This is a genomic window from Collinsella sp. OM04-5, from assembly GCF_003439125.1.
Taxonomy (GTDB): domain Bacteria; phylum Actinomycetota; class Coriobacteriia; order Coriobacteriales; family Coriobacteriaceae; genus Collinsella.
Map to the genome: position 1 here is coordinate 132,139 of NZ_QSUU01000001.1, position 21,554 is coordinate 153,692.

15 protein-coding genes, 1 tRNA gene and 3 rRNA genes are annotated in these 21,554 nt (G+C 59.1%); 16 read left to right on the forward strand and 3 right to left on the reverse strand.

Annotated elements, in window-relative coordinates; all coding sequences use genetic code 11:
- The first annotated feature begins 16 nt into the window (after positions 1-16).
- From DXB53_RS00560 to rrf, 10 genes are all read left to right on the forward strand, one after another.
- Complete coding sequence (locus tag DXB53_RS00560) at positions 17-700, forward strand: MBL fold metallo-hydrolase (RefSeq protein WP_117582920.1); 684 nt, start codon at positions 17-19, stop codon at positions 698-700.
- Between the two features lie 194 nt (positions 701-894).
- Entirely contained in the window at positions 895-1,761 is an 867-nt protein-coding gene (gene fba / locus DXB53_RS00565) for a class II fructose-1,6-bisphosphate aldolase (protein ID WP_035137086.1), read from the forward strand.
- Positions 1,762-2,114: 353 nt separating this feature from the next.
- Positions 2,115-3,548 carry a transglutaminase-like domain-containing protein gene (locus DXB53_RS00570; RefSeq protein WP_117582921.1) on the forward strand — a complete coding sequence of 478 codons (1,434 nt, stop codon included), beginning with the start codon at positions 2,115-2,117 and terminating at the stop codon, positions 3,546-3,548.
- Positions 3,549-3,587: 39 nt separating this feature from the next.
- A tRNA-Leu gene (locus DXB53_RS00575) sits at positions 3,588-3,674 on the forward strand.
- 431 nt (positions 3,675-4,105) lie between these two features.
- Positions 4,106-4,675, forward strand: a complete 570-nt coding sequence (infC, locus tag DXB53_RS00580) for a translation initiation factor IF-3 (RefSeq protein WP_006234423.1) — start codon at positions 4,106-4,108, stop codon at positions 4,673-4,675.
- 32 nt (positions 4,676-4,707) lie between these two features.
- Positions 4,708-4,899 (forward strand): 50S ribosomal protein L35, encoded by a 192-nt coding sequence (gene rpmI / locus DXB53_RS00585; RefSeq protein WP_006234422.1) that lies wholly within the window; start codon positions 4,708-4,710, stop codon positions 4,897-4,899.
- 46 nt (positions 4,900-4,945) lie between these two features.
- Positions 4,946-5,305 carry a 50S ribosomal protein L20 gene (rplT, locus tag DXB53_RS00590; protein ID WP_006234421.1) on the forward strand — a complete coding sequence of 120 codons (360 nt, stop codon included), beginning with the start codon at positions 4,946-4,948 and terminating at the stop codon, positions 5,303-5,305.
- Between the two features lie 536 nt (positions 5,306-5,841).
- Positions 5,842-7,347 (forward strand): 16S ribosomal RNA (locus DXB53_RS00595).
- 399 nt (positions 7,348-7,746) lie between these two features.
- Positions 7,747-10,720 (forward strand): 23S ribosomal RNA (locus DXB53_RS00605).
- A gap of 145 nt (positions 10,721-10,865) precedes the next feature.
- Positions 10,866-10,981 (forward strand): 5S ribosomal RNA (gene rrf, locus DXB53_RS00610).
- Together the 16S, 23S and 5S rRNA genes form the textbook arrangement of a ribosomal RNA operon.
- 131 nt (positions 10,982-11,112) lie before the next feature.
- Here the strand turns inward: rrf and DXB53_RS00615 are convergent.
- Positions 11,113-11,580 carry a hypothetical protein gene (locus tag DXB53_RS00615; RefSeq protein WP_117582923.1) on the reverse strand — a complete coding sequence of 156 codons (468 nt, stop codon included), beginning with the start codon at positions 11,578-11,580 and terminating at the stop codon, positions 11,113-11,115.
- 275 nt (positions 11,581-11,855) lie between these two features.
- Here DXB53_RS00615 and DXB53_RS00620 point away from each other — a divergent pair, with 275 nt between their 5' ends.
- The gene (locus DXB53_RS00620) at positions 11,856-12,287 is read left to right on the forward strand and encodes an Hsp20/alpha crystallin family protein (RefSeq protein WP_099432389.1); all 432 of its coding nucleotides are present in this window, start codon (positions 11,856-11,858) and stop codon (positions 12,285-12,287) included.
- Positions 12,288-12,368: 81 nt separating this feature from the next.
- On the opposite strand, the gene DXB53_RS00625 is transcribed toward DXB53_RS00620, so the two are convergent.
- Positions 12,369-13,178, reverse strand: coding sequence for an MBL fold metallo-hydrolase (locus tag DXB53_RS00625; protein ID WP_199409648.1), 810 nt, complete (start codon positions 13,176-13,178; stop codon positions 12,369-12,371).
- A 48-nt stretch (positions 13,179-13,226) separates the two neighbouring features.
- Here DXB53_RS00625 and tilS point away from each other — a divergent pair, with 48 nt between their 5' ends.
- The 5 genes from tilS to DXB53_RS00650 all read left to right on the forward strand — a co-directional run bounded on the left by tilS (position 13,227) and on the right by DXB53_RS00650 (position 19,933).
- Entirely contained in the window at positions 13,227-14,768 is a 1,542-nt protein-coding gene (tilS, locus tag DXB53_RS00630; RefSeq protein ID WP_199409651.1) for a tRNA lysidine(34) synthetase TilS, read from the forward strand.
- A 147-nt stretch (positions 14,769-14,915) separates the two neighbouring features.
- On the forward strand, positions 14,916-15,464 hold the full coding sequence (hpt, locus tag DXB53_RS00635) for a hypoxanthine phosphoribosyltransferase (RefSeq protein WP_055251779.1): 549 nt from the start codon (positions 14,916-14,918) through the stop codon (positions 15,462-15,464).
- 61 nt (positions 15,465-15,525) lie between these two features.
- Positions 15,526-17,595 carry an ATP-dependent zinc metalloprotease FtsH gene (ftsH, locus tag DXB53_RS00640; protein WP_233503768.1) on the forward strand — a complete coding sequence of 690 codons (2,070 nt, stop codon included), beginning with the start codon at positions 15,526-15,528 and terminating at the stop codon, positions 17,593-17,595.
- Positions 17,596-17,761: 166 nt separating this feature from the next.
- The gene (locus DXB53_RS00645) at positions 17,762-18,952 is read left to right on the forward strand and encodes a pyridoxal phosphate-dependent aminotransferase (RefSeq protein ID WP_117582926.1); all 1,191 of its coding nucleotides are present in this window, start codon (positions 17,762-17,764) and stop codon (positions 18,950-18,952) included.
- A 159-nt stretch (positions 18,953-19,111) separates the two neighbouring features.
- Entirely contained in the window at positions 19,112-19,933 is an 822-nt protein-coding gene (locus tag DXB53_RS00650) for a phosphatase (protein WP_117582927.1), read from the forward strand.
- Between the two features lie 68 nt (positions 19,934-20,001).
- Here DXB53_RS00650 and rlmD read toward each other — a convergent pair whose 3' ends face one another.
- The gene (gene rlmD, locus DXB53_RS00655) at positions 20,002-21,450 is read right to left on the reverse strand and encodes a 23S rRNA (uracil(1939)-C(5))-methyltransferase RlmD (RefSeq protein WP_117582928.1); all 1,449 of its coding nucleotides are present in this window, start codon (positions 21,448-21,450) and stop codon (positions 20,002-20,004) included.
- Positions 21,451-21,554 lie beyond the last annotated feature (104 nt).

Below are 21,554 nucleotides of genomic sequence, written 5' to 3' on the forward strand. Positions count from 1 at the left end.
TAGAGAGGAGAGGGACATGAGTGCTGTGTCCTTGGATTTAACTCCCAAGGGATCGGTCGAGATCGAGACGCTCGTAAACGGTCCCATTCAGACCAATAGCTATGCTGTCATTTCGGACAATGAGTGCGTGATTATCGACCCCGCATGGGAAGGCGAGCGCTTGGTGGAGCATATTCGAGCCGAACACCCCGATGTGCAGGCGCTCGGCGCCGTTTGCACGCACGGTCACGCCGACCATGTTGGCGGTGTCGCTGGAGTTCGGGCCGCCGTTGGCGCCGACGTCCTGTACGAGCTGTGTGGCAAGGACGCAGCAGTGCCGCATGCGAATATCGAGGAGCAGCGAGCGATGTGGGGCATCGAGACGCCCGATCCAGGTGAGCCGACGCGGCTGCTTGCCGAGGGCGACACCATTGAGCTGGGCGACATTTGCCTGCAGGTAATTGAGGTGCCCGGGCACACACCGGGCGGCATCGTTCTGTTCGCCGCCACTGAGCAGGGGAACATTGCCTTTGTGGGCGACACGCTATTCCCGGGTGGGCATGGCCGCACCGATCTTTCTGGAGGAGACGAGGCGGCGATCCTGCGCTCGCTCTCCAAGCTCGCCCAGCTTCTCCCGCCCGATACCGTTTGCCTAACCGGCCATGGCGATTCGACCACCATGGCACGCGAGCTCATGCAGAGCCCTTTCATGCAGATGTAGCTTAATAGTCGGCTTTTGAAGCACGAGAAGCGTCCAAACGTCAAGCTATTTTTCCCCAACGGGTCGATTTCGTAGGGCAAACGGTCAAAAAAGTCTGTTTGGACGATATTCGTGAACAAACGAACGTTTATGCTCGGGTGCGCCGTGGTAAAATCTCAGGCGTTATCGGAGCAACCTTACAGGAGGTTTCTTTTATGCTCGTCAACGCAGCAGACATGCTCAAGAAGGCCGAGGCCGGCAAGTACGGTCTTGGTGCCTTCAACACCAACAACCTCGAGTGGACCCTGGCTATTCTCCAGGCCGCCGAGGAGGCCAAGTCTCCGCTGATCCTTCAGTGCACCGCTGGTGCCGCTAAGTGGATGGGCGGTTTCAAGGTCTGCGCCGACATGGTCAAGGCTGCCGTCGAGGCCACGGGCGTTACCGTTCCCGTCGCCCTTCACCTCGATCACGGTTCTTACGAAGACTGCTTCAAGTGCATCGAGGCCGGCTTCACGTCCATCATGTATGACGGCTCTCACGAGGAGACCTTCCAGCTTAACCTCGACCGCACCAAGGAGCTCGTTGAGCTTGCCCACTCCAAGGGCATGTCCATCGAGGCCGAGGTCGGTGGCATCGGCGGCACCGAGGACGGCGTGACCTCCAGCGGCGAGCTCGCTGATCCTGCTGAGTGCAAGCAGATCGCTGACCTGGGCGTCGACTTCCTCGCCTGCGGCATCGGCAACATCCACGGCGTGTACCCCGCCGACTGGGCTGGTCTTTCCTTCGAGCGTCTGGGCGAGATTAAGGCCCAGACCGGTGACCTGCCCCTCGTTCTGCACGGTGGCACCGGCATCCCCGAGGATCAGATCAAGAAGGCCATCTCCCTGGGCATCTCCAAGATCAACGTCAACACTGACCTGCAGCTCGTCTTCGCCAAGGGCGTCCGCGAGTACATCGAGGCTGGCAAGGATCAGCAGGGCAAGGGCTTTGACCCCCGCAAGCTCCTCAAGCCTGGTCGCGACAACATCGTTGCCCGCACCAAGGAGCTCATGGAGGAGTTTGGCTCCGTCAACAAGGCGTAAGTAGCGGTTTAACTTCCCGCCGGAGGCCCCGTTTCCCCTACGCTGTTTCCCTCGCGCTCACCTGGCTTTGCCAGAAGTCGCGCGACGGAATCAGCTCCGGGGAAACGGGGCCTCCTTTGTTAACTCGCTACAGGGTTACTGGGCTGAATTAAAATGGCTACTGGCTTCGCCAGAAGTCGCGCCAAGGAAACGGTTCCGGGGGACGGGGCTTCCTTCGTTTAACGCCGCAGGCTTACAAGTCTGAATTCATTTTTAGAGGTACCGTTTATCGGTGTTGAGAGCTCCTTTATTGGGGCTTTCTTTTTTATCTCGCTACAATGTGCTTCAAGAGTTCTAATGACTTGGAGTTTGGTATGGCTGTTATTGATGTACTGCCTTCGGATGAGAAGGTTATTGACGAGGGCCCTGTTGGTTGCTCTGTCGATGTTTGCTGTGATGATTTTCGCCATCTCGATATTGGGCTAACGCCTGAGATTCTTCGTCTTAAGGATGCCGGATATTTGACGCAGGCTGTTGCTGCCTGCGATCGCCTTTTGGAGCAGAACCCTGAGCCTTCGCTGGCTGCTTGTGTTCGTGCAGAGCGGTATCGCATGCTCGAGACGCCGCTTCATTTTTCGGTGTCGCGTGATCGGGCCATTGCGATGATTCGCGAGGAGTGGCCTGAGTTTACCGAAGAGCAGTTCGATGACCTGATTAATCGTAAGCGTATTGACTGGCGCTTTATCGATGGCGAGCTGTTTGTTCTCGATAACTTCCTCGATTCACTTCGCGTGTACCCCAAGGAGGTCCCGGGTCTGCGTCCCGATTCTACGGATGGAATTGCGCTGCGCAACCAGATGCTCGAGGAGATGGAGTCGCGGGGCGGGCTGTCTCGCGCCATCACGCTTAAGGCATGCGTGTCTGTCCCCGGTGCTTTGGAGGGAGAGACTGTTCGCGCGTGGCTTCCCGTTGCCGCCGCCTGCCGCCAGCAATCTCAGGTCGAGATGCTTGATATGACGCCGGAGGGGGCCGTTGCTCCTGCGAGCGCCTCGGCGCGTACTGCCTCGTGGGTCTCCTTGACTGATCGCTCGTTCTCAGTGACCTATCGCTATCAAATCGATGCCGCTTATCGCGATATCTATGGGGGTGCGCTTCCGGCGCATCCGTGTATGGACGCGCCGCTGCCCGAGGACACCTCCGAGGACCGTCCGCACATTGAGTTCACGCCATATTTACAACAACTGACCGAACATGTCGTTGACGGGCTCGAGGATCCGCTCGATCGCGCCCGTGCTATCTATGATTACCTGACACAGCATATCGACTATCGCTATCAGCCACCGTACCTGCTTTTGGGATCTATTGCCGACGACTGCGCACACTCGCTCCGCGGCGATTGCGGCGTTATGGCGCTCACGTTTATCACCATGTGCCGCATCGCGGGCGTTCCTGCCCGTTGGCAGAGCGGCCTGTATGTTGCGCCCGATTCGGTGGGACCGCACGACTGGGCCGAGTTCTATACACCCCAGACCGGTTGGCTTAACGCCGACGTATCGTTTGGTTCCTCCGCACGCAGGATGGGGGAGGAGTGGCGTCGTCGTCACTACTTTGGCAATCTCGACCCGTGGCGTATGGTGGCCAACGATCGATTCCAGGCTGAGTTTGTGCCTGCTTTCGACGGCATGCGCGAGGATCCCTACGACAACCAGATGGGCGAAGCCTCGGTTAACGGACGCGGGTGCCGCCAGCGTGAGATGCTCCGTTCGGTCGAACTCATCGAAATGCTCGAAGTTCCATTTTCGGACTAATCAACAGAAAGCTGTGATAAACTAACTCACGCATTACGTGCCCGAGTGGCGGAATTGGCAGACGCAGTGGACTCAAAATCCACCGTTGGCAACAACGTGCGAGTTCGAGTCTCGCCTCGGGCACCATACATGCAGCTGAGCGTTCAAGGGGGTTAAGACCCCCTTTTTCGTGCCGAACTCGCGTGAGCGCGCGGAGCGTTAAGCAAACAGGCCCGTGGCCTGTTTGTAGCGGAGCGTGGCGAGGGCGCCATGCGCCCGAAGCCCGGGGCTTCGCGAAGCGAAGGCCCTTCGAGTCTCGCCTCGGGCACCATACATGCACCTGCGCTTCAAGGGGGTTGCGGCCCCCTTTTTCGTGTACGTAATGTGATAACGCGCGGTACGTGTTATTATTCGCAAGGCGTTGTTCCCGCAATGCCCTAAAGAGGAACCTGAGGGTTCCCACCTTTTGGCGCCAATGAGCAGCTGACTGGTCATACAACTTAGATTCCCTTCCTCATACCGAGGATGTCTATGTGTACGACCTGGTTGCAAAGAAGCGCCGGGTTATTTTTTTATGAATGGAGGTAGGGAAAATAGCTAAGTCTGATGACACCCGCATCAACGACGAGATCACTGCATCTTCGTGCCGTTTGATTGGCGTCGATGGCTCTCAGCTCGGCCTGTTCGCCATCCGCGATGCCCAGCGCGTCGCCGACGATCAGGGTCTCGACCTGGTCGAGATCGCTCCCAACGCGGAGCCGCCGGTCTGCAAGGTCATGGACTACGGTAAGTTCAAGTACCAGCAGGCCATGAAGGCCAAGGCCGCTCGTAAGAACCAGTCCAAGGTCGAGGTCAAGGAAATGAAGTTCCGACCCAAGATCGACGTTGGCGACTACGAGACCAAGAAGGGCCACGTTCTGCGTTTCCTCAAGAAGGGCGCACGCGTTAAGATCACCATCATGTTCCGCGGCCGTGAGATGGCTCACCCGGAGCAGGGTCTTAACGTTCTCGAGCGTCTCGCCGAGGATCTCAAGCCTTACGCTACGGTCGAGTCCAAGCCTAAGATGGAAGGCCGTAACATGCTTATGCTGCTCGCCCCGATTAAGGGCGCCTTCGATGAGGATAAAGCGGCAAGCGATACCAAGTAACTAGTGTTCTGTAACCGATTAAGGAGTATTTCATGCCTAAGATGAAGTCCCACAGCGGCACCAAGAAGCGTTTCCGCAAGACTGGTACCGGCAAGCTTATGCGCGCCAAGGCTTTCAAGAGCCACATCCTGAGCAAGAAGTCCACCAAGCGTAAGCGTGGCTTCCGTCAGGAGACCGAGATTGCCGCTGCCGACCGCAAGGTCATCAAGTCGCGTCTCGCCTAAGTTCGCGTTCCCATTTTTCGTTTTACCGTCTAGGAGTTGATAGAACATGGCACGTATTAAGCGCGCTGTTGCCGCCAAGAAGAAGCGCCGTACCGTTATGCACCGTGCGAAGGGTTACTACGGTGCCGCTTCGCGTACTTACAAGCATGCTAAAGAGCAGGTCCAGCACTCCCTGCAGTATCAGTATCGTGATCGCCGCAACAAGAAGCGCGAGATCCGCTCTCTCTGGATCACCCGTATCAACGCTGCTGCTCGCCTGAACGACATCTCTTACTCTCAGTTCATGCACGGCCTGAAGGTTGCCGGCATCGAGCTCGACCGCAAGGTCCTGGCTCAAATGGCTTACGAGGACATCGAGTCCTTCAACGAGCTGGCTACCATCGCCAAGAAGGCTCTCGAGGCCTAATTGATTCTCTTGAATCGCTAGGGGAGTGTCGCGCTGTGCGCGGCGCTCCCTCTTTTTATCTAAAGCGCTGGTTTATTTAGCAAAAGCGCGGGTAGATAGACAGTTACAGGTGACCGATCTTTATATATCTCTAAACCGAAGGGTCATCATCTGATACGTGCAGTATTTCTGCACCAGCCTTTCTATTTCTTATATAGGAAGCGATACATTGTGTAGGACTTGTGAAGAGTGGAATTGACGTCCCACATCGCTTCGCGGTCTGGCAATATATCTCCTTGCCGCGCGGCCCGGTCGGACCGGATCAGCCGCCAGGCGTGCACCTTGAGAACCGGATACTGCGAGGATGGACACACCAGATGTGTCGCATCCGGGCAGACATCGAACCATTTGAAATGGTCTAACTTGGATTTGTTTTTCGCAAGGCCGCCGAGAGGCGGCCCCGAGAAATTCCTTTTCCTATACTAAAACCATATGAATCGAACGGAACCGATCAGCGATGACTGAGAGGACCGGACGGGCTCGAAGCCCAACACATTTGGACGGAGAGTTCGATCCTGGCTCAGGATGAACGCTGGCGGCGCGCCTAACACATGCAAGTCGAACGGCACCCCTCTCCGGAGGGAAGCGAGTGGCGAACGGCTGAGTAACACGTGGAGAACCTGCCCCCTCCCCCGGGATAGCCGCCCGAAAGGACGGGTAATACCGGATACCCCGGGGTGCCGCATGGCACCCCGGCTAAAGCCCCGACGGGAGGGGATGGCTCCGCGGCCCATCAGGTAGACGGCGGGGTGACGGCCCACCGTGCCGACAACGGGTAGCCGGGTTGAGAGACCGACCGGCCAGATTGGGACTGAGACACGGCCCAGACTCCTACGGGAGGCAGCAGTGGGGAATCTTGCGCAATGGGGGGAACCCTGACGCAGCGACGCCGCGTGCGGGACGGAGGCCTTCGGGTCGTAAACCGCTTTCAGCAGGGAAGAGTCAAGACTGTACCTGCAGAAGAAGCCCCGGCTAACTACGTGCCAGCAGCCGCGGTAATACGTAGGGGGCGAGCGTTATCCGGATTCATTGGGCGTAAAGCGCGCGTAGGCGGCCCGGCAGGCCGGGGGTCGAAGCGGGGGGCTCAACCCCCCGAAGCCCCCGGAACCTCCGCGGCTTGGGTCCGGTAGGGGAGGGTGGAACACCCGGTGTAGCGGTGGAATGCGCAGATATCGGGTGGAACACCGGTGGCGAAGGCGGCCCTCTGGGCCGAGACCGACGCTGAGGCGCGAAAGCTGGGGGAGCGAACAGGATTAGATACCCTGGTAGTCCCAGCCGTAAACGATGGACGCTAGGTGTGGGGGGACGATCCCCCCGTGCCGCAGCCAACGCATTAAGCGTCCCGCCTGGGGAGTACGGCCGCAAGGCTAAAACTCAAAGGAATTGACGGGGGCCCGCACAAGCAGCGGAGCATGTGGCTTAATTCGAAGCAACGCGAAGAACCTTACCAGGGCTTGACATATGGGTGAAGCGGGGGAGACCCCGTGGCCGAGAGGAGCCCATACAGGTGGTGCATGGCTGTCGTCAGCTCGTGTCGTGAGATGTTGGGTTAAGTCCCGCAACGAGCGCAACCCCCGCCGCGTGTTGCCATCGGGTGATGCCGGGAACCCACGCGGGACCGCCGCCGTCAAGGCGGAGGAGGGCGGGGACGACGTCAAGTCATCATGCCCCTTATGCCCTGGGCTGCACACGTGCTACAATGGCCGGTACAGAGGGATGCCACCCCGCGAGGGGGAGCGGATCCCGGAAAGCCGGCCCCAGTTCGGATTGGGGGCTGCAACCCGCCCCCATGAAGTCGGAGTTGCTAGTAATCGCGGATCAGCATGCCGCGGTGAATGCGTTCCCGGGCCTTGTACACACCGCCCGTCACACCACCCGAGTCGTCTGCACCCGAAGTCGCCGGCCCAACCGAGAGGGGGGAGGCGCCGAAGGTGTGGAGGGTGAGGGGGGTGAAGTCGTAACAAGGTAGCCGTACCGGAAGGTGCGGCTGGATCACCTCCTTTCTAGGGAGATAAATCTTCTAGAGAGATCAACTTAACTCGAATAGAGGGCAGGAGCCCGTCCGGTGGATGTCGCCCGGGGGAAGTCCCCGCAGCACCCGGTCCCCGGGGTCGCACCCGCGTACCTTGAGAGCCGCATAGCGATAGGAGAGAGATGGAAGATCATTCTTCCAGACTCGATTCTTTTCTGCGATTTATCAGACAGAATGATAGCAATCATTCATCCGATCCAAACAAGAAGAATTCACTTATATATGAGTGAGGAGCATCTGATCGCGAGCACAGTCAACTACTGTGCCGCGGTATGAGATACCCGAATTGCGACATACGAGCGCTATTCATGATATCGATTAATTTAACTTAATTAGCGACACGTGGATATCCCGCGGGCCCGATGCGGTCCCGCAAGATACCACGGGCGCACGGCGGATGCCTTGGCACAGGGAGCCGATGAAGGACGCGGCAAGCTGCGATAATCCCCGGCGAGGAGCACACATCCTTCGACCCGGGGGTCTCCGAATGGGCGAACCCATCCACAGAGGTGTGGATATCCCCCCGCTGAACGCATAGGCGGGGGGAGGACAACCCGGGGAACTGAAACATCTAAGTACCCGGAGGAGAGGAAATCAATCTCGAGACTCCCCGAGTAGCGGCGAGCGAAAGGGGACCGATGGCCAAACCGTCGAGCGGGCATACCCGGCAGGGGTTCCGCCGGCGGGGTTGCAGGGCCGCGCATCCGGGGGCTGCCGCCCCCGGGCGCAGGTCCGGCTGGGGAGCGGAACGGCATGGGAGGGCCGGCCGCAGCGGGTGACAGCCCCGTACGCGAACCCAGACCGGACGGCGCGACGCGGTCCCTGAGTAGGGCCGGGCACGTGAAACCCGGTCCGAACCTGGGTGGACCACCATCCAAGCCTGAGTACTACCCTGTGACCGATAGCGCACCAGTACCGTGAGGGAAAGGTGAAAAGCACCCCGGGAGGGGAGTGAAACAGTACCTGAAACCGTGCGCCCACGAGCAGTCGGAGCACCCTTGTGGTGTGACGGCGTGCCTTTTGTAGAATGAGCCAGCGAGTCGCTGGCGCGGGGCGAGGTTAACCGAAAGGGAGCCGGAGCGAAAGCGAGCCTTAACAGGGCGACTTGAGTCCCGCGCCGCGGACGCGAAGCCGGGTGAGCTATCCGTGGGCAGGCTGAAGCGGGGGTAAGACCCCGTGGAGGGCCGAACGCACGTCGGTTGAAAACGGCGGCGATGACCTGCGGATAGGGGTGAAAGGCCAATCAAACCCGGAGATATCTCGTTCTCCCCGAAATAGCTTTAGGGCTAGCGTCGCGCGTTCACCGCCGGAGGTAGAGCACCGGATGGACGAGGGGGCTTCGCCGCCTACCGAATCCAACCGAACTCCGAATGCCGGCGGCCCAGAGCGCGGCAGTCAGAGCATGTGGGCTAAGCTGTGTGCTCGAGAGGGAAACAGCCCGGACCGCCCGCTAAGGTCCCCAAGTTCCAGCCGAGTGGCAAAGGATGTGCGTCCGCCCAGACAACCAGGATGTTGGCTTAGAAGCAGCCATGCATTCAAAGAGTGCGTAACAGCTCACTGGTCGAGTGGACATGCGCCGACAATACACGGGGCTAAGCTGGACACCGAAGCGGCGGGATTTTATTTTATAGAATCGGTAGGGGAGCTTCCCATGGGCGGTGAAGCCGCCGGGCGACCGGCGGTGGAGCGCATGGGAGTGAGAATGCTGGCATGAGTAGCGAGAGACGAGAGAGTAACTCGTCCGCCGTGAACCCGAGGTTTCCTGGGCAAGGCTAATCCTCCCAGGGTCAGTCGGGGGCTAAGGCGAGGCCGGGAGGCGTAGCCGACGCGCAGCAGGCAGACATTCCTGCACCGCGCACGCGGCGCTACGACCGACGGGGCGACGGATGGGGGTGGCTCGGCGGGGTTCTGGACGTCCCCGTGATGGAGCGCGGCCCGCGGACCAGGGAAATCCGGTCCGCACGAGGGCGAGGCTCCGGACGAAGCGATCAAGCGAAGCGAGTGAGCCCGAGGTCCCTAGAAAAACCCCTAGGCAGGCGCGTGCGCGCCCGTACCGCAAACCGACACAGGTGGGTGGGTAGAACATACCGAGGCGATCGGGTCAACCATGGTCAAGGAACTCGGCACAATGGCCCCGTAACTTCGGGAGAAGGGGTGCCCGCGCGTACGTGAACGGACTTGCTCCGGGAGCGGAGGCGGGCCGCAGTGGAGAGGCCCAAGCGACTGTTTACCAAAAACACAGGACTCTGCAGAAGCCGCAAGGCGACGTATAGGGTCTGACGCCTGCCCGGTGCCGGAAGGTCACGCGGAGGAGTTAGCGCATCGCGCGAAGCCCCGAAGCCAAGCCCCGGTAAACGGCGGCCGTAACTATAACGGTCCTAAGGTAGCGAAATTCCTTGTCGGGTAAGTTCCGACCTGCACGAAAGGCGCAACGACTTGGGCGCTGTCTCGACCATGGACCCGGTGAAATTGCACTGGTCGTGAAGATGCGACTTACCCGCGGAAGGACGGAAAGACCCCGTGAACCTTCACTGCAGCTTGGCATTGGCCGCTGGTCCCGCGTGTAGAGGATAGGCAGGAGGCATCGATCCGGAGGCGCCAGCCCCCGGGGAGCCGCCCTTGGAATACTGCCCTCGCGCGACCGGCGTCCTAACCCGAGGCCGTCAACCGGCTCGGGGACCGTGCCAGGCGGGCAGTTTGACTGGGGCGGTCGCCTCCTAAAGGGTAACGGAGGCGCGCGAAGGTCCGCTCGGGACGGTCGGCAACCGTCCTTTTGAATGCAAGAGTACAAGCGGGCTTGACTGCGAGGCCCACAAGCCGAGCAGGTGCGAAAGCAGGCTCTAGTGATCCGGCGGCCCCGAGTGGGTGGGCCGTCGCTCAACGGATAAAAGGTACTCCGGGGATAACAGGCTGATCTTGCCCAAGAGTCCACATCGACGGCAAGGTTTGGCACCTCGATGTCGGCTCATCGCATCCTGGGGCTGGAGCAGGTCCCAAGGGTACGGCTGTTCGCCGTTTAAAGCGGTACGCGAGCTGGGTTCAGAACGTCGTGAGACAGTTCGGTCCCTATCCTCCGTGGGCGCAGGAGAATCGATGGAGGCTGCCCCCAGTACGAGAGGACCGGGGTGGACGCACCTCCGGTGAACCGGTTGTCGACCAACGGCACGGCCGGGTAGCCGCGTGCGGCGCGGATAACCGCTGAAGGCATCTAAGCGGGAAGCCGTTCCAGGGATTAGTTCTCCTTCCGGTAAGGGCCCAGGTAGACTACCTGGTCGATAGACGGCAGGTGCAAGGCTGGCGACAGCCTCAGCCGAGCCGCACTAATCGCCCGAGCTCTTCCGGAACCGCACCTCGCGGCCCGCGGGACTGAGCGCTCATGCGCGCGGTCCGGGCACGAGGATGCCCCCGAGTCACCTTTCCTATGCGCCATGCGGCCCCCAGGGCACGTGAGTAGACACCGGACACCGTAACGGTGGGCGCCGCCCACCGGTCAGCGGCCAGAGCATGGGGGGCACGCCCGGTCCCGTTCCGAACCCGGAAGCTAAGCCCCATCGCGCCGAGAGTACTGCGGGGCCAGCCCGTGGGAGGCCAGGGCGCCGCTGACCGGTGGACGGCACCGAGCCGTCATCGAGATTGAAGAAGGGGGAGGCCTCGCGGCCTCCCCCTTTTTTTGCGTTTACGGGGTGTAAATGACTCAATTACACCAGACGATCTTGTTGTTTTCGGTATTGAGCCTTTATTTAAAGAAAATAAATCGTATAACAAGGGCAACTGCTATGGCCGCAATGATCATAAGCAGGATTGTCAGCTGATGCTGCTTGCGTCGTTTACTTGACGAAACGAAGATTGACTTTCCCTGTTTTGGCGTTTCGAGATAGCGAGCCGAATGCGTCAAGGTTTGCTTGGGTCGAGGCCCTCTTTGTTGATGAGCGGCGGATGCTTTCATCGGCTCATCACTAGCTGCGCTGTTTTTAGATAATGGTGCGTCTTTCAGATATACAGGGTCTCCCGAGGCGACGCCCATATGTTTGCGCCCCGTTTGCGCTTCTTCGAGTGTTTGATATCGGTTTCTTGTCACATATTTGGGCTCTGGGTCATTGATAGGCTCTTGCGAGATGTGGGGGCGATGGAATCGAATCGGTTGCGGGCTGGATGCTTCGTCCTGCTCCGGCATAAACGTGTTGTCCTGTTTTTGATCGTCCATGATGCCCTTAGTTCGTCATCAATATCGTGTATGCGCCCATTGTAAGCCAGCCGTCTAGTTTTGATGGGATTGCATACATTATTTAAGCCTACGTTCAAATTCCGTTTATTAGACAAAACCTTAGTCAACCAGACTTAGATATGCTTATATAAATAGACTCAAAAAACTTTATAGTCGATGTATATATAAGAAGCGGCTGGGCATATATAACAGCGTCAAAAGAAGTCCCAGTCACCTAGAAGATGACTCGGCAGTCCTTACAAGGAGTGGTAAACATGGCAAGCATGGTTCCTTATCGTTCGGTTTTTGGCGTCCGTCCTTCTGCAAGTTCGCTGTTCGATTTGTTTGATGACATGACCGACCTGGCGAATAGCTCGATTGCCTCCAAGGCGTTCCCCGTTGACGTTGAGGACAAGGGCGATGGCTACGAGGTCAAGGCGTATCTTACCGGTGTCGCCAAGGATGACATCGACGTCGAGCTCAATGAGGGTCGCCTGTCGATCAGTGTGAACGTCGAGGAGAGCGCAGAAAACGAGGGCAAGAACTTCCTCCAGAAGGAGTTCGGCTCGTACAGCGCGACGCGCGGCGTGTATCTGAAGGACGCTTCGAGCGAGGGCCTTTCGGCTAAGTATGCTGACGGCATCCTGACCGTTACGGTTCCCAAGATTGTCGAGAAGAAGAACGTCACGAAGATTTCTATCGACTAACGATGGCTCTGCTTCAATCGAGAGTATGAATTAAGGGGGCTGGGAAGTGATTCCCAGCCCCCTTTTGTTGTCTTGAGTGGGCTATTGAATAGTTGTCGGTTGATACTGACTTGCAGGGCGTATCGAGAGCTTCCGTGGCCCTTGAAAACAGGTGGCTGAGCTGCCGAGTTCATCATCGAGACTTGCATCAAGCGCGTTGGCATAGCTTTTGACGGTAAGGCTTGGACGATTATTGTCCTGGCTGATATGCATGGCGATGAGCTGTTCGGTGCGATCGGTAACAAGTTCTCGCGCGGCTTCGGCGGCCTGGTTGTTGGAGAGGTGCCCCTTTGTGGACAGGATGCGCTCCTGAAGAAAGCGTGGGTACGGTCCTTCGCGCAACATAGTTACATCGTGGTTACTTTCGAGCGCGAGAACTCGACAGTCTTTGAGGATGCCTACGGCCTTGCTCGATAACTCTCCGGTGTCGGTGGCAAACCCAATGGAATCATCGAGAGCATTAAATCGATAGCCGACAGGATTGATGACATCGTGTGATGTTGAGTAGGTTTGCACGTGGATGCCGGCAATGGATAGGGTGTCACCGGGATCGAACTCCTCGACAGACAGATACGAAAGATTTTCTTTGCTCGAAAGTGTGCCCCTGCTGGCATAGAGGGGGCCGTGCCAGTGCTTGCACCAGACTTCGAGACCTTTGATGTGGTCGCTGTGCTCATGAGTGATGAGAAGAGCCGAGACGTTATCTGCCGAGAGCCCCAGTTCTGCCATGCGCTTTAATGTCTCGCGGCGAGAAAGACCGTCGTCAATCATGATGAGCCCTCGGGGGCCTTCGATGAGCGCGCAGTTGCCTTTTGAGCCGCTGCCAAGGATATGAAGGTGCAGACGAGACATAATATTCCAAAGGATACAATGGGTGCGAACGAATAGAGGAGGAAGCAAATGCCAACGGTATCTCAGCATTATGGACACCATGCTGCATCGTGGGCTGATGATAGGGCCCTGGCAACGCGGCAGACGGCTGCCCCCGTGGTGCTCATGGTATCAGGTGGTGCGGACTCGACGGCATTGCTCCTTATGGCATGCACATCAAAGTTGGATATTCTGGATGGGCGTGGTGTGGCCCCCATCGCGCGCGAGCGACTGCACGTGCTGCATGTGAACCATCATCTGCGCGGCGAGGCATCCGATGGCGACGAGGCCTTTGTGCGCGGCCTATGCGCACAATATGGCTTGCCGCTGTGTGTTGAGCATGCCTATTTTGATGATGAATCGGGCAATATCGAGGCGGCTGCCCGCGAGGTGCGCTATGCCGCGGCGCGGAGGTATGTTCGCGAGCTCTGCGCCCAGACGGGGGCACCGCGAACGGCGGCTCGTATCTGCACTGCGCACACGTCTTCGGATCGCGCTGAAACGTTTTTGATGAACGCGATTAAGGGTTCGGGGCCCGCTGGCCTATCGAGCATTCCTCGCCGGAGGAATATCGTGGTGCGTCCCCTGCTCGACCTGACTCATGATGAGCTCGTGGGCTATTTGCAGGTGCATGGTCAGCCGTGGCGAGAGGACGAGAGCAACGAGGACGTGTCGTACTTGCGTAACTATGTGCGCCATCGAGTGATGCCGGTGGTGGCGCAGCGCAACGCGAGTGTCTGTAAGACGATTGGCGCCGCCTGCGAGATCTTGGGCGATGAGGACGCCTTTCTTTCCCAGCTTTCCGCACAGTCGTTTCGAAGCTGCCTGCGTAAGGAGGCGGCGGGTGCACTGGTTCTTGACGCTCGCCGACTGGCCGCGGCCGAGGTGGTGATTGCTCGGCGCATGGTGCGACTGGCAATTAAGCGTATCGACCCCGACGCTCGCCCGGAGATGCGGCATGTGGAGCGCGTGCTCGCCTGTGTCGCCGAAGGCTCGGGTTCGGTCACGCTGCCGGCGGGAATCGATGCGCGCGTGGAGTTTGGCATGCTGTCATTCAAGGCTCCGGCGGCGCGCGAGGGGTTAGTTGCCGATTGGGTCACCATTCCCGGTCGATTGCCGCTGGGGGCGGGCCGCGTTCTGGTGGCAGAGCCGATGGCCGTCGAGCCGGGGTGTGATATTGTGCGCCGTGCCCGCGAACTCGCGGGTGCCGGAGGGGCGGCCGCGATGGTGGATGCTGCGACGCTGGGCTTTGCCGATCGCGATAGCGAACGGATGCTCGCCGGCTCGTGCGGGGAGATTCCCGCCGAGGCGCGTTTGGCGCGTCTGTGGGTAGACGGTCCCGCGCCGGGGGATGTGATGTGTCCGTTGGGCATGAGTGGGCGAAGTAAGAAGGTATCCGACCTGCTCAACGAGGCTCGTATTCCCGTTTCTGAGCGCGCAGGCGTTCCTGTGGTGAGAACGGCTCCGGGAGGTGCCGTGGTATGGGTCGCAGGCGTTCGCACGGACGAGCGTTTTAAATGCACGGCCGCAACGCGCGTGGCATATCTGCTTCGTGTGGTCGATGCGGAGTAGCGTCCCACGCCAGCTATTCTGTGCGACGTTGACGGTATTCCCGCGCTGATGGCGTACGGGCTGGAAAATATACCCCGTGCGCTGCTAGAATGTGAAGTTCGCGTCCATACGGCGGTGTGTGGGCGATAAGCACAAGAAAGGGTTGTCATGGCTTCTCAACATCCGGATATCGAGAAGGTTCTGTTTACGCAGGAGGATATCGACGGTATCGTCTCTCGCCTAGGCGAGCAGATTACTCGCGACTACGCGGGTAAGGATCTGGTGCTGATTGCGGTCTTGCGCGGCGCCGTGGTCTTTATGGGCGACCTGATGCGCAAGATCGAGCTGCCGACCAACATCGATTTCATGGCTGTTTCGAGCTATGGCGACGGTGTGAAGTCCTCGGGCATCGTGCGTATCATTAAGGACCTGGATATCGACATCCGCGGTCGCGACGTGCTGATCGTCGAGGACATTCTGGACTCGGGCCTGACGCTCAAGTATCTGATGAAGAACCTCGAGAGCCGCAAGCCCGCCTCGCTGGAGGTCGCCGCCTTCCTGTGGAAGGACGTTGAGGACCGTACCTCGGCCGTCACGCCCAAGTATGTTGGAACCCATTGCCCCGATGCCTTTGTGGTGGGCTACGGCCTCGACTATGCCGAGCGCTATCGTAACCTTCCGTATCTGGGCATTTTGAAACCGGAGGTTTATTCGTAAGATGCCCGATGACCGTAACGATAACAATTCCCAGACTCCCCGGGAGCCTAAGATCCCGGGGATGCCCGGAGGCAAGAAGCCCACGCGTACGGGCTGGCTGTATTTTATTTTGGCTTGCGCGCTTCTGGGCTACGCCTTCTTTAACATGGGCTCCGGCTTTGCCAACTCCAGCAATACCGTTAAGCTCGCGACGAGCGAGATGGTCAACGCCATTAAGCAGGACCGTGTCGAAGATTTGACCTATACGGTTCAAGACGGAAGCGTGGCGGGTCATTACTGGAAGACAAAAAAGGACAAGGGCGATACGAGCGAGCTCAAGAGCTTCTCCTCGACCTATGTCGGCTCCGATTCGCTTGCCGAGCTTATGGCGGAGCACCCCGATACCAAGTACATCGTCAACACCAATGACCCCGATTTTTGGGGCGACCTGGCGATGAGCGTGCTTCCGACGATCGCCCTGATCGCCATCATGTTCTACTTTATGCGCCAGATGATGGGCGCCAACAACAGGAACATGCAGTTTGGCAAGACTAACGCCAAGACCAACGAGGCCACACGCCCCAAGGTCAAGTTTGAAGACGTTGCCGGCGTGGACGAGGCAGTCGAGGAGCTCGAGGAGATCCGTGACTTTTTGAGCGATCCGGATCGCTATCGCAAGCTGGGCGCCAAGATCCCGCGTGGCGTGTTGCTGGTTGGCCCTCCGGGCACCGGTAAAACGCTGCTGGCCAAGGCCGTTGCCGGCGAGGCGGGTGTGCCGTTCTTTAGCATCTCGGGTTCCGACTTTGTCGAGATGTTCGTAGGTGTCGGCGCCAGCCGTGTGCGTGACCTCTTTAAGGAGGCCAAGTCCCAGGCCCCGTCGATCATCTTCATCGATGAGATCGATGCCGTGGGACGTCAGCGCGGAGCCGGCTTGGGCGGCGGTCACGACGAGCGCGAGCAGACGCTCAACCAGCTGCTGGTCGAGATGGACGGCTTTGAGGAAAGCGAGTCGGTCATCCTGATCGCTGCGACCAACCGTCCTGACATCTTGGATCCGGCATTGCTGCGTCCCGGCCGTTTTGACCGTCAGGTTACGGTCGACCGTCCGGATGTGAAGGGCCGCGAGCGGATCTTGCGCGTGCATGCCGAGAACAAGCCGATGGACGAGGACGTTAAGTTTGAGAAGCTCGCCCAGATGACCGTTGGCTTTACTGGTGCCGATTTGGCGAACCTGCTCAACGAGTCTGCGTTGCTGGCCGCTCGCCGTCATCGTTCCGTGATCTCGATGGACGAGGTCGAGGAATCGATGGAGCGCGTGATTGCCGGACCGCAGCGCAAGGGTCGCGTGATGACCGAGGTCGAGCGCACCACGATTGCCTACCACGAGAGCGGTCACGCCCTGGTGGGCCACATCCTGGAGCACTCCGATCCGGTCCACAAGATCTCGATCGTCAGCCGCGGTCAGGCTCTGGGCTACACGCTGCAGCTTCCGCAGGAGGACCACTTCCTCAAGACCAAGAACGAGATGCTCGACGAGCTCGCCGTGTTCTTGGGCGGTCGCGTTGCCGAGGAGCTCATGTGCGATGACATCACGTCGGGCGCAAGCAACGACCTGGAGCGTGCGACCAAGATGGCGCGCGAGATGGTTACGCGTCTGGGCATGAGCGAGGAGCTGGGTACGCAAGTGTTTGGCGAGGCGCAGCATCAGGTGTTCCTTGGTCGCGATTACGCCGATCACCAGGATTATTCCGAGGAGACGGCGCGCCGCATCGATATCGAGGTTCAGCGCATTATGCGTGAGGCCCATCGTCGTGCGGTCGAGATCCTGGACGCCCGTCGCGATCAGCTCGATCTGATGGCGAAGGTGCTGCTTGAGCGCGAGACTGTCGAGGGCGATGCCGTGAATGCCCTGCTCGATAACGAGTGGGACGCCTACCTTGAGCGCGAGGGCGATATCCTGGCGGCCAAGGAGGAGCGCAATGCCAAGGCGGCCGGCATGCCGACCAAGAAGCGCGCGCCTCGTATGAGCGAGGAGGAACTGGCGGCTGATGCCGCGGCCTTTGCGCAGGCGGCCATGCAGGAGGATGCCGAAGCCGCATCCGATGATGCTGATGATGACCATGCCGTCGTCGATGCCGACGCCGACAAATAGCCTTTGTAGCGAAAGCCTCCGCGGGGAAACCTGCGGAGGCTTTTTCTTCGTTGATTGGGGACAGACTTAAATGAGCGTTTTCACGCATTTAAGTCTGTCCCCAATCAACATTGTGGCGCTCTAGTTGGCTAAAGCGTACAATAGCGCCTATGCGAAAGGGGAACAGATGATCAATGAAACTATGTATGCTCGCGGTGCGGAAAGCTCCATCATCCGTGAGATCTTTAGCTATGGCCTTGAGCGCAAGGCACAGATCGGCGCGGAGAACGTATTCGATTTTTCGCTGGGTAACCCGAGCGTTCCGGCACCTGCCGCCGTGGCTGAGTCCATTAAGAAGGCCTTGGAGCTGCCGAGCGACCAGCTGCATGGATACACGCCTGCGCCGGGTCTGCCGCAATGTCGAGCAGCCGTCGCCGACTCGCTCAACCGTCGCTTTGGCACGAGCTATGAGGGCAAGGACGTCTTTATGACGGTGGGTGCCGCGGCTTCGCTCACCTGCACGCTCAATGCCGTTACGAACCCGGGCGATGAGGTTGTTGTTATCGCCCCGTACTTTCCGGAGTATCGCGTGTGGATTGAGAAGGCCGGCTGCACGTGTGTTGAGGCGCTCGCCGATGAAGATACGTTCCAGCTGAGCGTGAGTAACGTGCTCAAGGCGATTACTGATAAGACGGCTGCCGTCATCATCGACTCGCCCAACAATCCGACCGGTGCCGTGTATACATGCGACACGCTGACGCGACTGGCCAATGTTCTGCGCGAGGCCAACGCTCAGCGCGATCCCGAGAATCCGATTATGCTCATCTCTGATGAGCCGTATCGCGAGATTGTCTATGGCGCCGAGGTGCCTTGGGTGCCTTCGATCTACGAGCACACCATCGTGTGCTACTCGTATTCCAAGTCGCTTTCGCTACCGGGCGAGCGCGTCGGGTGGATCCTGGTTCCCAATACGAATCCTCAGGCAGCTCGTCTAATGCCCGCCGTTGCCGGTGCCGCCCGTACGCTGGGCTTCGTGTGTGCACCGGCGCTCTTCCAGCGTGTAATCATCGACTGCATTGATGAACCGAGCGATGTCGAGGCCTATGCTCGCAACCGCACCGCGCTTACCGATGCACTAGCGGAGTACGGCTACACCTATGTTGAGCCGGATGGCGCGTTCTACCTATGGGTGAAAGCGCTGGAGTCCGATGCGAATGCGTTCTGTGAGCGCGCGAAGAAGTATGAGCTGCTCGCGGTGCCTTCGGATAGCTTTGGCGTGCCGGGCTGGTTCCGCCTGGGCTACTGCGTGAGCTATGAGACAATCGTCAACTCGCTGCCTGCCTGGAAGCAGCTGGCCGACGAATATCGTCGAAAGTAAAGCGCTCTGCTTACAATGTTTTACGTGAAACGGGGTTTGGTTTTAAGCCAGACCCCGTTGTCTATGCCGTTGTGTGATTGGGATGAAGCAGTTTTACGACTGCCGAAAGCTATGCGTACAATGAATATACGCGACGGCCATACTGGACAAGGAGACCCGATGCCCTACCTTCTTTCTTGTGATATTCATACTCATACGATGTTCTCTGCGCATGCGTACTCAACCATCGAGGAGAACATCTATTGGGCGGCGGAGCGCGGCCTTCAGGTGCTCGGTTCCGCCGATCATTTAAGCTCGATGGTTACGCCTTGTCCCAATGACCTGCGCAGTTTCCAATTCTTTATTAACCAGGATATCTGGCCGCGCATTTGGAGCGGCGTGCTGGTGCTGCGTGGTGCCGAGGCTGATATCGTTTCGCTGGACGGCAGCTTGTTTGGCGAAGACATTCCCGTTTCGCTCGATATCGCCGGCGATTCGTATAGTCGTGAGCATTCGCTGTTCGATTTGGTGACGCGTAATTTGGATTATTTGGTGGCAAGCGTGCATAACCCGCAGTTTGCCGAAGGCGCGACGCTCGCCCAAACGACCCAGATGTACATCAATGCCCTGGAGCACCCCAAGGTGTTCATGCTGGGCCACACAGGGCGCTCGGGCGTGCCGTTCGATATCGACGAGGTGCTGTTGGCGGCTAAGGCCAAGCACAAGATTATCGAGATCAACAACCATAGTCTTGAACACGGTGTCGACACTGAGCATTGGGCCGTATGCCGCAAGATCGCCGAGCGCTGTGCCGAACTGGGCGTGGGCATTGGCGTGTCGACCGATGCCCACATTGGCATGGCCATTGGCAAGCTCGATCACGCGCGCAAGATGCTCGACGAGATTCACTTCCCGCTGGATTTGATCGTGACGCGCGACCGCGAGACGCTGCTACGCGAGATGGCGGCAGCCGGCGTGTGCGACCTGCGCAAGGGGATGTAGCGGAATTTATAAACCAAGCGAGGGGGGCGGCCCGCCTGGGCCGCCCCCCCCTCGCTTGTGCCGGTGGATTAGCGGCGTTCGAGGACCGCTACGGTTTCGGTGTGGTCGGTGTGAGGGAACATGTCGACCGGCGTGATCTTGAGCAGGCGATAGCCTCCGTCGAGGAGCTGATGCAGGTCGCGCTCTTGAGTCACGGGGTTGCAGCTGATATAGGTGATGCGGCGCGGCTTAAGCGCGCAGGCAGCTTCGAGGAACTCGGGCGTGGAGCCGGCGCGCGGCGGATCGATGGAAAGGACATCGACCCGCTCGTTGTTATCGGCGGCATCCAGGATGTAATCGGTGGCGTCGTCGGCCATAAACCAAGCGCTGCGGGTGAGGCCGTTGAGCTCGGCATTGCGACGTGCGTCGGCAATGCCCGCCGGGTTGCGCTCCACGCCGAGCAGCATAATGCCGATACCCTTGTTCTGGGCATCTTTAGCTGCGCAAAGACCGATGGTACCGCCGCCACAGTAGGCATCCATGAGCACATCGCCCTGGTGCAAATCCATGCCGTCGATAGCGAGCTGATAGAGCAGCTCGGTCTGTTGCGGGTTGGTCTGATAAAACGCGGTGGGGGAGATGTCGAATTCGCAGCCGAGCAGCTGGTCGCGCATGCATTCGGCGCCATGCGCGATGCGGGTTTCCTCGCCGAGGATGGCGTTGCCGGGGCGTCCGTTGATGTTTTGGGCGACGGTGACGATGCGCGGATCGAGTGCGGCGACAGCCTCAAAGAACTCCTGCGCATGCGGCAAGTCACGCTGAGCGGTCACGAGCGTGACCATGACCTGGTCGGTACGCCAACCGCAGCGGACGACGGCATAGCGAAGCAAACCAAGATGCTTGTCCTCATTAAAGGCGGGAATATGCAACCGCTCAGCTTCGCGTGCGATGCCGTTGAGAATCTGACGGGCGCCTGGTGCCTCGACGGGGCATTCGGGTACGGCAACGATCTTGTGCGTGCCGCGCTCAAAGAAACCGCAACGGACAGTGCCCTCTTTGCCGGGGGCAAAGGGAGTGGCGGCCTTATGGCGAAAACCGCGCGGCGCAGGATATTTGCCCGGGTCGCCCAGGGTGACACCCATGCCACGAATAGGATCTACAGCAATGCCCTCACGCTCACAAAGCGAAGCAAAAAGCTCCTCCATGGCAGCCTGCTTGGCGGCGAGCTGCTTCTTATAAGGACGATTGAGCGCCGTGCACCCACCGCAAGCTTTCATGATCGAACAGGGGGACTTGGGGTCCACGGCCTTACGCGCAGACGAAGCCGGATCTTTATGCGAGCGCTTGGAGCGAGTCTGAGATGCCTTATCCTCGCCTCGACGAGAGCCAGAACGCTTGGCCTTAGCCCTGCTCTTAGTCGATTTGCTTTTTGCAGCTTTAGAAGACTTGGATCTCGTAGAAGATTTCTCCTCCTTCGACCCCTCAGTCGCCTCCATCAAAGCACGACGAGCCCTACGTTCCGCACGAGATTCTGCCATCAATAACCCCACTAATTCATGAATTAAAGCTGCAAGTATTGTACCGTGCCAAGCCAGCAGACGATATACAAGCGGTTTAATCGTGTCAGTGATAAGTCCAACGA